This is a genomic window from Paenibacillus albidus, assembly GCF_014644435.1.
GTDB lineage: Bacteria > Bacillota > Bacilli > Paenibacillales > Paenibacillaceae > Paenibacillus_AQ > Paenibacillus_AQ albidus.
The window spans coordinates 27,160-39,740 of record NZ_BMKR01000019.1; the positions used below are offsets into that span (position 1 = coordinate 27,160).

The following is a 12,581-nucleotide window of genomic DNA, read 5'->3' on the forward strand; positions in this document are numbered from 1 at the left end:
TGTTGTGTAAGAACAAGAGCAACCTTTTACTGGAAGAAGGGTATATACGTCATTAACTTTTATAGAAGGAGGCCGATCACTTGAAAGCAATGAAAAAAATGATCATTCTAATATTTGGTTTACTGATTCTATCCGAAGGGACCTTGCTATATGCCGCTTCCGGCAAATCCGCAGTTGCAGTTTACTTGAATCATGTGCTGCAAAAGCAGTCAGGAATAACTTCGGAGGGGAAGGTATACCTGTCTGCTGAGCAGCTGTCTGAGGATTTGAATGTGTTAATGTCTGTGGAGAAGTCGGGTCAAACGGTTCGAATCTATAAGCCAAATGTAAATACGGTGTTGATTGATGATAAGGGGGGCATTTTTGGCAAGGTAAAAATCGATGACCGTATTACTTTTTCTGCCCTTGTCCAGGTAGATCATTTAAAAGTAGATATTTCAGAGATAAAAATTCTGATCACCAATGCTGAAAACAAAACAGAAACCATGGACATTCAGCAGATTAAAGAGCAAAAAGAAAATTTTTGGCTCAAATCGGCCGATTTCACTTATAGCTTTAATACCAAAGGGGCCTATACTGTGCAGGTGTATTTCAAAGCTATGGATTCCAAACAATGGTTTCCCGTTTCTGAGATTCAAATATTTACGATTTGAGCTTTGTGTGCAGCCTGCACCATTGGTCATACTTATGGATTACACGATCTCGTTTCTATAAATAACCTTACTCACCTCATGCCGCACTGTTCCATGGCCTGGCTTCAGGCCTTTGCCAATCGCGATGAGCATGATGTCCTCATACCGCTTAGGAATTTGTAAGGCCTCTTTTAGCTGAGCGGAATCATACCCCGACATCGTAATGGTTTCATACCCCGCTTCATTCGCAAGCAGGATCAGGGACATGGAAGCCAGACTGATATCTCTGATCAATTCCAGCTTTAACTCTTCTTTGGATTTAGGAGCGTAGTAATTTATGGCGGCATCCGCCAAATAGTCTCTTAAGGCTTGGTCCATATAACCTGCTTGAAAGGCTTGTTCGTGGATATCCATAATATTATTGGCATCAAAGGCTTGATAATCACCCAGCATCACGATCAGCGCGGAAGCCTCTACCACCTGGGCTTGATTATAAGCGATAGGCAAAAGCGATTTCCGCAGCCGGGGTTCATCCACAATCAAATACCGGGTCGCTTGTATATTATTTCCGTTGGGTGATTTGCTGGCACTTTCGATTAACGAAGTGAGGACCTCCGGAGAAATCTCGTGGTTGGGGTCATAATGTCTGACAGAACGTCTCTGGTCTAAAATATGTTTTACACTCATAGTATCCACTCCATGAATTAGATTAGGTTGCAGCTTTGATTATAGTAGGCCATACTTAAGGTGAAAATAACGCACATTAATGTGGTATAGCCACCTTTAGGTGCCTGTTGGAGGGACATACATGGTTAGTCACAATACCGGCATCAATATTTTTGTCAACACGGTAGGCGGAAAGTGGAAAGGGCTGATCCTCTATTTCTTGAGCCAGCAATCCATCCGGACCAAAGATTTTTATCCATTGATTCCGGGGATTACACAAAAAGTGTTGACCGATCAGCTGAAACAGCTGGAAAGAGATGGTCTTGTGCAAAGAGAACTGTTCCCGGAAGTGCCGCCGAGAGTAGAATATAGTCTAACAGACCTGGGGCAATCCTTTGTCCCCATATTGAACATCATGTGCGAGTGGGGCAATACCTATGCTCTGGCCAGGGATATAGAGAAAGATGGACAAATCCGCTGCAGTCATGAAGCAAAGAAAGCCTGAAAAGTTTTTTAGGGTTTTGAGCAAGCTGACAAAAATAGTATTGTAATGAAAACGGTTTTATGTTAGTTTAACTTTATAAAAACGTTTTTATAGTAAAGGACCGAATATTATGGGAAAGATCACGATTAAAGATGTTGCCAGGGAGGCCGGTGTCTCCATCTCTACTGTGTCCAACGCTCTTAATGACGTGGATGTCCTGAATCCCGAGACCAAATCACATGTGCTGCAAGTAGCCCAGCGTCTGAATTATGTGCCCAACCTGAATGGCAAGCAGCTGAAGTCGGGGAAGACCAAAATGCTCGGTTTTTTTACCACCAGTGTATCGGGGCCCTACTTCTATAAACTGGTGGAGTCCATGGCCAATGAGTGTGACCGCCGGGGCTACGGGCTGAATGTGTTTGTTACGAAGGACAAACAAGTGGTGATGAGCAATATTCTCGGCCGGCGTGTAGACGGTGCCATTATCTATGAAGAGCGGGGCATTGATGAAAGGGATATTGCAGCGATGAAGAAAGAGAAGGTCAAGGCGGTGTTTCTGGACCGGGCCCTGGAGAATGAAACGATGGGCAGTGTTATTTTTGATTCCTATGAAGCTGCTTATGAGGCTACCAAGTACTTAATTGGCCTGGGGCACAAAAAAATCGCCTACATCTCCGGCGTGGATACGATGCTGGACAGTGTGCAGCGCAAAGAGGGATATTTGGCTGCACTTCGCCAGTATCAGCTGCCGGTGGATGAGGATTATATCCTGCAGGGGTATTTTGAGGAAGGAAGCACCCATAACGCGGTGAAAGCCTTTCTGCATCTGCATCCGCAGAAGCTGCCGGACGCCTTTCTGGCCGGGAATGACCTGAGTGCGATTGGCTGTATCCAGGCACTGAAGACGTTTGGTTTTGCTGTTCCTTCCGACGTCAGCGTGGTCGGGTTCGATGATATTGAGATTGCCCAGTATTATTCACCGCCGCTCACGACAGTGAGGAACCAGATCGCCAGACAAGGGATGCTGGCCATTGACCATCTGGTGCGTTTGATCCACAAGAAAGAACAGGGAAAGTCGCAGAAATTGGCCGGAGAACTGGTGGTTAGAGGTTCAAGTCATGTGAAGCTGGACCGGAATGATGTTGTATAGCCCTGGGGGCAATCATTGCCGGTCTGGATTTGAGCAGGAGGGGGATTTTTTTGTCGAAAAATAAAAACGTTTTTATAGAAATTCACTGCAGTTACACTTACGCTGATTGGGCATTTCTTTTGTTCAATTTATTTCAAGAGATAAACCTGGAGGGGAGCATAAAAACGTGAATAAACTGGCCGTAGAGACAGGAGCCGGAAAGCCTACGAGACCCCGTGGAAAGAAGCCTAAAGGGCAGAGGCTTAAAGAATTTGTAACCGATTACAAAAGACAGTGGGAAATCCAGTCGATGATCCTGCCGGGCATTATTTTTATGATTATTTTTTGTTACATTCCCATATACGGCTTGACGATTGCCTTCAAAAACTACACGGTCATCGACACGCTGGGGACCGCTCCGTGGGTGGGCCTGGACAATTTCCGGATTATTTTATCCGACAAATACTTCTGGGATGCGGTGGTAAACACGCTGGGCATCAGCTTTCTGAAGCTGGCTATCGGGTTCGTCATTCCTATTATCCTGGCCATTATGATCTATGAGCTGAACAGTGGCCGCTTCAAAAAAATGGTGCAGACCCTCTCCTATTTGCCGCACTTTCTGTCCTGGATCGTGCTGGGCGGTATGCTCATCACCTGGTTCTCAACTACCGGACTCTTCAATCAGCTGCTGCTGGGTCTCGGCGTCATCTCACAGCCGCAAAATATTCTGCTTGATGCCGGGAAGTATTGGTGGATCGCCACTTTATCGGATATTTGGAAGGAAGCCGGATGGGGCACGATACTATACTTGGCCATCATGTCCAAGATCGACCCTACGTATTATGAAGCGGCCAAAATCGACGGCGCCAGCCGGCTCCGCCAGATCTGGAATATTACACTGCCGAACATGAAGCCGATTATCGCCCTTAATCTGATCCTTACTGTAAGCGGTTTACTCGGCTCCAATCTTGATCAGACTCTGGTTCTGATGAACTCCCAGAACCGGGAGAAGGCCGAGGTCATCAACTCTTATGTGTACCGGATGGGGATGTCGCAGGGGGATTTCTCCTATGCTACCGCCGTTGGATTGGGAGTTTCCATAGTGTCCGTTATCCTGCTGCTTGTGGCCAATAAAATAACCGGCAAATTAAATGACAATCAGTCTGTTCTCTAGAAGGAGGGTGCCCGCGTGAATCGAAAGGCGGCCAAAGAAGATCTCGACAGCCGGATCTTTGATACCTTGAATATGATTTTGCTCATCATCTGTACAGTAATCATTGTAGTCCCGCTGTGGAATGTCATCATTTCTTCATTCAGCTCCGGGAAAGCCTTGGCCGAAGGCGGCTTTATATTCTGGTCTACAGAATTCTCCCTGGAGAATTACCGCGCCGTGTTCAACGATCAGAGTATATGGCAGTCGTTTTTTATCTCAGTCTCCAAGACTACCATCGGCGTGCTTACCCATGTCTTCTTCTGCGCAATGGTCGCCTATGGACTCAGCAAAAGAAATGTGCGCGGCCGCAAGCTTTATGTAGCGATGGGCGTCATCACGATGTTTTTCTCCGGCGGGATGATTCCGACCTATCTGCTCATCAAATCGCTGGGTCTGCTTAACAGTTTCTGGGTGTATATTATCCCGGCGTTGTTCAGCTATTACGATGTGGTTATTCTGATGAATTTCTTCCGGAATGTGCCGGATTCCCTTGAGGAGTCCGCCAAAATCGACGGTGCCGGCGACTGGCATATTTTCCTGAAGATCTTCATTCCGCTGTCCATGCCGGCTATGGCGACCATTGCGCTGTTCAACGGGGTCGGGCAATGGAACGATTTCATGACCACCAAGCTGTATATAACCGATCAGGCGCTGTACCCGCTGCAAATGAAGCTGTATGAGATTATTGTCCAGTCGCAGACCCAGGCGATGCAGAATGTTGGGGGCTCGGCCATCATTGAAACGACGACCAAGGGGGTTCAACTCGCAACCATTGTCATAACGACGCTGCCGATTGTGGTGATGTATCCGGTCCTGCAGCGGTATTTTATCTCGGGCATGATGATGGGGGCTGTCAAAGAGTAAGCTTGGGCCCGGCTGCAAGACGGAATCCATGGTGAACTTATTATAAGGAGGAAAGCAAATGCTTAAGATGATCAGGAAATCAGGAACTAAAGGCCTCAAACTGGGTGTAATGCTGCTGGCGGCGGTACTTGTGGTTGCAGGCTGCGGCGGTGGCGGGTCCGGCGGCGGCACTAAAGAGCTGGTTTCGATTGAAGGCCGTTATACTGTTGATCCGGAGACACCGGCCTGGCAGCTGGACAAAAAAGAGGAGGTTACCGACCTCACCTGGTACGTGAACGCGGATTGGTGGAACACCGATTTCGGCAAAGACATTGTGACCAAGAAGATTAAGGAAGACCTGAATATTAACATCAAATTTATTACCGGGGATGATACAAAGCTAAACACTTTTTTTGCCGGGGGGGATATGCCGGATCTGCTGACCGTGTTCGATTCGAACTCGCCGGTGGTGCAAAAAGCGGCTACCTGGGCGCTTCCGCTGAATGATCTGGCGGAGAAATACGATCCCTATTTCAATAAAGTGGCTGCTGCGGATACCTTGAACTGGTTCCAGCTGACGGATGGCAAAACCTATGGCTACCCGAACTATTCCAATACGCAGGCGGATTATGACAGCGGTAACATTCCGGCCAAAACCGCCTTTATCATCCGTAAGGATGTGTACGAAGCGCTCGGCAGCCCGGTGATGGGGACTCCGGAGGAGTTCCGGAGTGTATTGACCCAAATCAAGCAGCAGTTCCCGAGCCTGATTCCCTTTGGCTTCAACTCGATTGGGGAAGGCACCGGTTCTCTTGGCGATACCCTGCAGGACTTTATTGGAGTGCCGCTGGAGCAAGAGAATGGCGGGTTCTATGACCGCAATCTGGATGAGGATTACCTGGCCTGGGTTGAAACCTTGAATGCGGCCTACCGGGACGGCAGCCTCAGCGATGACAGCTTTGCCGATGACGGGACGGCATTTGAAGAAAAAGTGAAGTCCGGCAAATACGCCACAATGCTGCTCGACGGGACACCTCAGCAAGGAGGAAACCTGCAAATCTACAGAAGTGCGAACCCCGGCAAAGAGTATATTGCCATTGACGGGCCGCAGAGCACCGTGGGCCATGAACCGACGTTGAATCAATCCGGAATTACCGGCTGGATGATCAATTACATTACCAAAGACTGCAAGGACCCGGCCAAAGCGATACAGATCTTTACGTATCTCTTAAGTGAAGAAGGACAAATGCTGATGAACTACGGGATTGAAGGCGAGACCTATAAGGCTAAAGGGGACGGCACAGTAGAGCTGCTGCCCGAAGTGAAGGATCTGCAGCTGAATAATGCGGATCAATTCAAAAAGGACTACCGGATGGGTGAATTTATGTTCTTCGGCCATGACCGTCACAAATCGCTGAGCAGCGATGCCTTCCCGGAATCCGTCAAGCAATTGCAGGAATGGGGCAAAGGCAAGCTGAAGCCGCATTTCCTCCTGGAGAATATCAATCCGGATCAAGGCACGCCGGAAGCGCGGGCGCTGAGCGCCATCAATACCAAGTGGAATTCGACATTGGTAACCATGATCCGTGCAAAAGATGATGCCGCCTTTGAGGGCGCCTTGGCGGCTTACCAATCCTTTTTGGCGGAGAATAGCTGGGATCAGATTGTCAAGGTCCGCAGCGAGAAGATGAAACAGAATAAAGAGAAGCTGGGACTCTAAAAAAGATCACCTGGAGGGAAACCCAATGCGGCAATATAAGGTCTATAAGTCTACGGGAGAAAAGGAATTATTTGTACCTCAGTCACCGGAATCCTGGGCATCAGTACCTTCGGGTGCGGGGAGCGTCGTTGTCACCTTGGATGACAATCGCAGCTATCAGCAAATGGATGGTTTTGGGGCCTCTTTTACTGACTCGTCAGCTTACCTGATGAACCAGGTGCTCCGTGAGGAGCAGCGGGAAGAAGTGATGCGGAGGCTGTTTGATCCGCAAGACGGGATTGGCTTGTCCGTCCTCCGCAATCCCATGGGTGCTTCGGACTATGCGAGAACAGTGTACAGCTACAACGACCTGCCCGCGCCAGAGACGGACCCGGAAATGACCCGGTTCTCCGTCGCCCATGATGAAGCGGATGTGATCCCTCTAACCTTGCAGGCGCTGATGTTAAATCCGCAGCTGAAGCTGTTCGCCTCACCGTGGAGTGCACCGGGCTGGATGAAGACGGGCGGCTCCATGCTCGGAGGCCAGCTGAAAAGCGAATATTACGCGGCCTATGCGGACTATTTTGTGAAATACATCCAGGCTTATGCCGCCCACGGCCTCAAGGTTCATGCGGTCACCCCGCAGAACGAAGCCTTGTATGAACCGCTTCATTATCCGAGTATGCTGATGCTGCCCGAGGCGCAGAGTGATTTTATCAAAAATCATCTGAAACCCGCCTTTGTGAAGCACGGTATGGATACGAAGATCCTCTGCTACGATCACAACTGGGACCGGCCCGATTATCCGCTCACGGTGCTGGAGCAGGCAGGGGATGAGGTGGACGGCGTTGCCTGGCATTGGTACGGAGGGGAGGCTTCCGCACAGACGAAGGTGTATGAAGCGGTTCCGGGCAAAGAAGTGCATTTCACCGAAGGCTCGGGCGGCGAATGGATTCCGCCGTTTGAACAGGCCTTCTCTAATGTGATGCGAACAGGGATTGAGATTCTGCGGAATTACGGCCAATCCATGGTGCTGTGGAATATGGCGCTGGATGAGCACAACGGGCCGACGGTCCCCGGCTTCGGGCAGAGCACCTGCCGCGGTATTGTGCAGGTCAACCAGCAGACCGGAGAGCTGACGTATACGCTGGATTATTACGCGCTGGCCCATTTCAGCAAAGTTATCCGCCCAGGGGCGGTGCGGATTGCATCCTCCTCGGAGGATGAGGATATCCGCTCGGTTGCTTTTCGGAATACGGATGGTTCGCTGGCGGTGGTATTGTTCAATGACGGGAGCGTTACGGCGAATGTGGATATGAACCTTCGGGAAGAAGGACTGCTAAGCTTGAAGCTGGAATCCAAAAGCGCCGTATCCATCCTAATCAGCCCCTAACCGTGCAGAGAGGGGCATCCTGCTACACCGATGGATTGATGAATAAAAAGGAATGACTCCGCAGGGTGTCCTGACAGCCATTGTGATTGGCTGCCGGGACATCCTTTTCCACTTAATGTCCAAGACCCGAAGAAGGAAGAGAGTCTTCTCCGGAATAACGTTTACGGTATTCGCCCGGTGTCAGGCCGGAACTGCGCTTGAACATGCGGATGAAGGAATTGACGTTCTGGTAGCCGACCTGCAGGGCGATGTCCTGAATAAGCAGGTCCAGATTCATCAGCAGCTCCTTGGCCCGCTCAATCCGCAGATTGTTCAGATATTCGCTGAAGTTGATGCCGGTCTTTTCCTTAAAAATGCTGGACAGGTAACCCGGTGTTAAATTCAGCTTGTCCGCGACCAGATTCAGGTTGATATCTTCTCCGCAATGCTTGTCCAGATAATCGAGCACGAAGCTGATCACCGGATCGCGCGTCTCGGAGGTGCTGCGGATGGCCGCGAGTACCGGACGGACCAGATCATGGAGCCATTCCCTATACTGCTGCGTGGAATGGAAGGTCGCAAACGGCTCTCCGGGAGGCGGAGAAAGGCGCTCTGCTTCCGCTTGCGGCACATTCAACTTCATCACCGTCTTGCCCGTCTGCTCCGCGGCTCCCAGTGCAAAGGCCCGGAAGTCTTCAGCCGCCGCATCTTTGTGCCGCAGCTGCTCCAGCTGGCGGTCCAGCCAGGCGAAGACAGCCTCTTCACTGCCGGATTGCAGCAGGTTGTGCAGCTCGTCCCCGTGTGTCACCTTCAGATGAAAGGACTTGGAGGGCGAGGCCCGAGGCTCCACGATAATCTGCGTCTCCCCGTTCAACCTGCGTTCACCCAGCAGCATGGACAGATTGTTGTACGCGTCTGTAAATGAGGTCTCCCCCGAATACACCGGACTTACCGCAATGGTCAGGTACAGGGAATCCTCGGTGGCCAGCAGCTCCTTCAGCGTATCCAGCGCTTGCAGAATACCGCTCTGCGGGCCGGGGTCGAACAGCAGCAGCAAGAGCTGGTCCTGTTCCGGCTGGAGTGCGACCCTATCCGTTTCGCCAGCGGCCATCAGACTCTGGATCAGCTTCCATAACATAAGCGTGTGTCTCTCGAATTCATCCGGCAAGCTTTTGAAGCTGACCTTGAACAGAATCGAAGCATACGGCTGTTCGGATTGCCGGACATCTTCTAGATCCGCCAGACTTCCGCTCAGCGGGATATTCTTCACTTTATGGGTGTAGGCATATTGGCGTACCAGCGAGTTCTTGTGCTCAAGGTCGGTCTGGATGAACCGGTTGTTCTCCAGAATGGAGCTTAGACGGTCGCCGATGATGGCGAATTCCTTCACACTGCTCAACTTGTCCGGAGTGCTACCCGACTTGCGGTCCAGGGCGGCAATCAGGCGCTGGAGCGGCTGGTTCAGCCGCAGGCTGAAGAACAGGGACGAGAGGATGCTGATCAGGACGGCGGCGGTGAGCAGCACGGCCAGCAGCAGCCGCATGCCGCGCATTTCCGCAGCAATCGCGGCCACCTGGGTCACCCGGACATAGGTGAATCCGGTCTGTTTGCCTTTTTCATAGAAGTAATACTGGTCCCCGACACGCTTATGGGCACTGCCGCTTGCGGGAAACTCCGGCTCCGGCAGTTCGTTCTCCGCCGTGGAGAACAGCAGCTTCCCCTGCGCATCCAGAATATAGAACGGATTATTACCGGCATTGCCGTAGGCAGTCTGCATCCGCTGCGGATTCAACATTACGATCCCGTAGACTTCTTCGTAAGGAATCGCTTTGACCATCACCGGCATCAGCCGGCCGAGGGGACGTGAGGAAAACATCGTGTTCTCTGTAAAGGACGCAGCGGGCATGACTTTAAGGAATTGGTTGTCCATCGTCTGCCGGCTCCAGTAGCCCGGCGGATACTCTTCGCTGAAATAGTATTTGCCAAACATATCGCTCGTGCTGCTGAGACCCTCTTTTTCCAGTACATAATCTTCTTGTTTAAAATAGAGAATGAAATTCTCGATATGCAAAAAAGGATTCGCATACAGGGTGGCAAGATCCGACTTCACTTCGGCCGGGATATCATAACGCCGGTTCTCCTTAAGGTGGCTAAGAATGCCCAGATTGGCCGTCCATGGCTCGGATTGGGTAAGGGCCAGAATCATATTCTGGGTCAGCCGGAAATGATTCTCGTAGCCTTCGACCGTCTGGGCGAGGCCCAGCTCATTTTGCCGGACCATCTCCTGATACACTTTGCCGCTTAAGTATAGATGGGAGAAGAGATTGAATGAAGCCAGAATCAGGATGACGCTGAGGAAGCTCAGCATCAGCTTGACGAACAGGGCATTAGATGCAAATTTGCTTGTGAGCAGTCCCTTCATAGGTATTCCCCCTTGGATACAGTCGCGAGTGGTTTGCTTTAATCCTATCATAGCGGCAGAAAGCTGACACAAACAATATGCACTTTTACTGATTTATACGCTATTCTCGGGAAAACCGCGCTACGGGCGAAATGTTATATAACATGTAGATAGCGCTTTCTAACGATATGCCGCTATAATGCGGAGACAAACCCCAGACATGAAGGGGAAGTAAGCTGACATCCATGTGAGCTGCCATCATTTGAACAAGAGGGGACATGCGTATGGCTCAAGCTGGCGTAGTTCAGGACAGACCGCGAAAGGAAGTGCACCATCCACACCGGCGGAAGGCGGGGATCATTCGAACCTGGAACAAAAATAAGGCGCTATGGCTGCTGTTTCTGCCGTGCCTGCTGTATTATTTGATCTTCCGCTATGCGCCGATGTTCGGATTGGTCATCACATTTAAGGATTACAATCTCTTTAAAGGCATTTGGGCCAGCGACTGGGTGGGGCTCAAATATTACCGGATGTTCATTGAGAACCCTGACTTTTGGCCGCTGATGAAAAACACGTTTTTGCTCGGCGTCTATAAGCTGGTCTTTGGTTTTCCGGCCCCGATTCTGCTGGCGATTCTGCTCAATGAAGTGCGAAAGGCTGCTTTTAAGCGGTTCGTACAGACGGTCAGTTATCTGCCGCATTTTATCTCAAACGTGATTGTTGCAAGCATGGTGATTATGTTCTTGCCTCCAACCGGAGGGCTGATTAACAATCTGCTCGCCTCTATTGGAATCGGACCGATCAATTTCATGAATGAGCCCGGGCTGTTCCGGGGCATCTATGTCCTGTCGGAGATTTGGCAGCATATCGGCTGGGAGACCATTATCTACTTGGCCGCACTGACCGCCATCGACCCGCAGCTGTATGAGGCCGCAGATATGGACGGCGCCAGCCGCATGCGCAAAATCTGGCATGTCACCCTGCCCGGCATTTCACCCGCCATCGTAATCACCCTGATCCTGAATGTCGGCAAAGTGCTGGAGATCGGGTTCGAGAAGGTGTTCCTGATGCAGAACCCGGCGATCTACGATACGGCGGATATTATCAGCACTTATGTCTACAGGGTCGGTATGGTGCAGGGGAACTTCAGCTATGGTGCTTCCATCGATTTGTTCATGGGCGTGATCAGCCTGATCTTCATCTACACCGCCAATTTCATCAGCCGCCGTGTAAGCGAGACAAGTCTATGGTAGAAAAGAGGTGCGGTGATGCGATCACCCCGGTTATCCTGGTTTAACGTCGTAAGTACCTTCATGCTCCTGGTTGTTGTGATTATCACGCTCTATCCGTTTCTGCATATGCTGGCCGTCTCCCTCAGCAGCGATGTGCATGTCATGAAGAATACGGTCTCTTTCTGGCCCAAGGGCTTTAATCTGAACATGTACAAGCTTGTGCTCGGGGACCCGCAAATCTGGACGGCTTACAAAAATACCATTATCTACACCGTGCTTGGCACGCTCATCTCACTGGTCGTCACCTCCACCGGAGCTTATGCACTCTCCCGCAGCGATATGGCGCTGCGCAAAAGCTTTATGCTGCTGATCGTCATCACGATGTTCTTCAGCGGAGGGATGATCCCGACCTTCCTCGTGGTCCGCTCCCTGAATCTGGTGGATACCGTATGGGGCATGGTGTTGCCGGGCGCGGTCAGCACCTGGAATCTGATTCTGATGCGGACCTTCTTCTCGGGTATCCCCAAAGAGCTGGAGGAGTCGGGCCGCATCGACGGACTGAACGATATCGGTATCTTCATCCGCATTATCGTGCCGCTGTCCAAGGCTTCTTTTGCCACCATTGCCCTCTTTTACGCGGTGGGCATGTGGAATAACTTTATCTTCCCGCTGCTCTATCTGCGCACACCCGATTTGTTCCCGCTCCAGGTGCTGCTGCGAAATCTGGTGCTGGCCGGCAGTGCAAGTTCGGGAGATGTCACCGGGATTGGGGGTGATAACCAGGTTGTGGAGGAATCGCTGAAGTATGCGACCATTATGGTATCGACACTTCCGATTCTGGCCATCTATCCGTTTGTGCAGAAGTATTTTGTCAAGGGGGCCATGATTGGTGCGGTAAAAGGCTGAGGCG

General features: G+C 50.8%; 11 protein-coding genes. 9 read left to right on the forward strand and 2 right to left on the reverse strand.

All coding sequences use genetic code 11. The features are described 5' to 3' along the window. Positions 1-80: 80 nt before the first annotated feature. Positions 81-653, forward strand: coding sequence for a hypothetical protein (locus IEY53_RS20305; protein ID WP_189028203.1), 573 nt, complete (start codon positions 81-83; stop codon positions 651-653). 39 nt (positions 654-692) lie between these two features. Here IEY53_RS20305 and IEY53_RS20310 read toward each other — a convergent pair whose 3' ends face one another. Beyond that, the gene (locus IEY53_RS20310; RefSeq protein ID WP_189028205.1) at positions 693-1,319 is read right to left on the reverse strand and encodes a nitroreductase family protein; all 627 of its coding nucleotides are present in this window, start codon (positions 1,317-1,319) and stop codon (positions 693-695) included. A 121-nt stretch (positions 1,320-1,440) separates the two neighbouring features. On the opposite strand from IEY53_RS20310, the gene IEY53_RS20315 reads away from it, so the two are divergent. From IEY53_RS20315 to IEY53_RS20340, 6 genes are all read left to right on the forward strand, one after another. Beyond that, entirely contained in the window at positions 1,441-1,803 is a 363-nt protein-coding gene (locus tag IEY53_RS20315; protein WP_189028207.1) for a winged helix-turn-helix transcriptional regulator, read from the forward strand. Positions 1,804-1,912: 109 nt separating this feature from the next. Continuing rightward, the gene (locus IEY53_RS20320; protein WP_189028209.1) at positions 1,913-2,932 is read left to right on the forward strand and encodes a LacI family DNA-binding transcriptional regulator; all 1,020 of its coding nucleotides are present in this window, start codon (positions 1,913-1,915) and stop codon (positions 2,930-2,932) included. 166 nt (positions 2,933-3,098) lie between these two features. After that, positions 3,099-4,085, forward strand: coding sequence for an ABC transporter permease (locus IEY53_RS20325; RefSeq protein ID WP_229696257.1), 987 nt, complete (start codon positions 3,099-3,101; stop codon positions 4,083-4,085). A gap of 15 nt (positions 4,086-4,100) precedes the next feature. Continuing rightward, entirely contained in the window at positions 4,101-4,988 is an 888-nt protein-coding gene (locus IEY53_RS20330) for a carbohydrate ABC transporter permease (RefSeq protein WP_189028211.1), read from the forward strand. A gap of 58 nt (positions 4,989-5,046) precedes the next feature. Then, positions 5,047-6,687, forward strand: coding sequence for a type 2 periplasmic-binding domain-containing protein (locus IEY53_RS20335; protein WP_189028213.1), 1,641 nt, complete (start codon positions 5,047-5,049; stop codon positions 6,685-6,687). 25 nt (positions 6,688-6,712) lie between these two features. Continuing rightward, positions 6,713-8,059: a glycoside hydrolase family 30 protein gene (locus IEY53_RS20340; RefSeq protein WP_189028215.1), complete on the forward strand. Its 1,347-nt coding sequence runs from the start codon at positions 6,713-6,715 to the stop codon at positions 8,057-8,059. 112 nt (positions 8,060-8,171) lie between these two features. Here the strand turns inward: IEY53_RS20340 and IEY53_RS20345 are convergent, their stop codons facing one another. Then, positions 8,172-10,460, reverse strand: coding sequence for a helix-turn-helix transcriptional regulator (locus IEY53_RS20345; protein ID WP_189028217.1), 2,289 nt, complete (start codon positions 10,458-10,460; stop codon positions 8,172-8,174). A 263-nt stretch (positions 10,461-10,723) separates the two neighbouring features. Between IEY53_RS20345 and IEY53_RS20350 the strand changes: the two genes are divergently transcribed. Both IEY53_RS20350 and IEY53_RS20355 read left to right on the forward strand, forming a co-directional pair. Beyond that, positions 10,724-11,692 (forward strand): ABC transporter permease, encoded by a 969-nt coding sequence (locus IEY53_RS20350; RefSeq protein WP_189028219.1) that lies wholly within the window; start codon positions 10,724-10,726, stop codon positions 11,690-11,692. Between the two features lie 15 nt (positions 11,693-11,707). Further along, positions 11,708-12,577 carry a carbohydrate ABC transporter permease gene (locus IEY53_RS20355; protein ID WP_189028221.1) on the forward strand — a complete coding sequence of 290 codons (870 nt, stop codon included), beginning with the start codon at positions 11,708-11,710 and terminating at the stop codon, positions 12,575-12,577. The last annotated feature ends 4 nt before the right edge of the window (positions 12,578-12,581 follow it).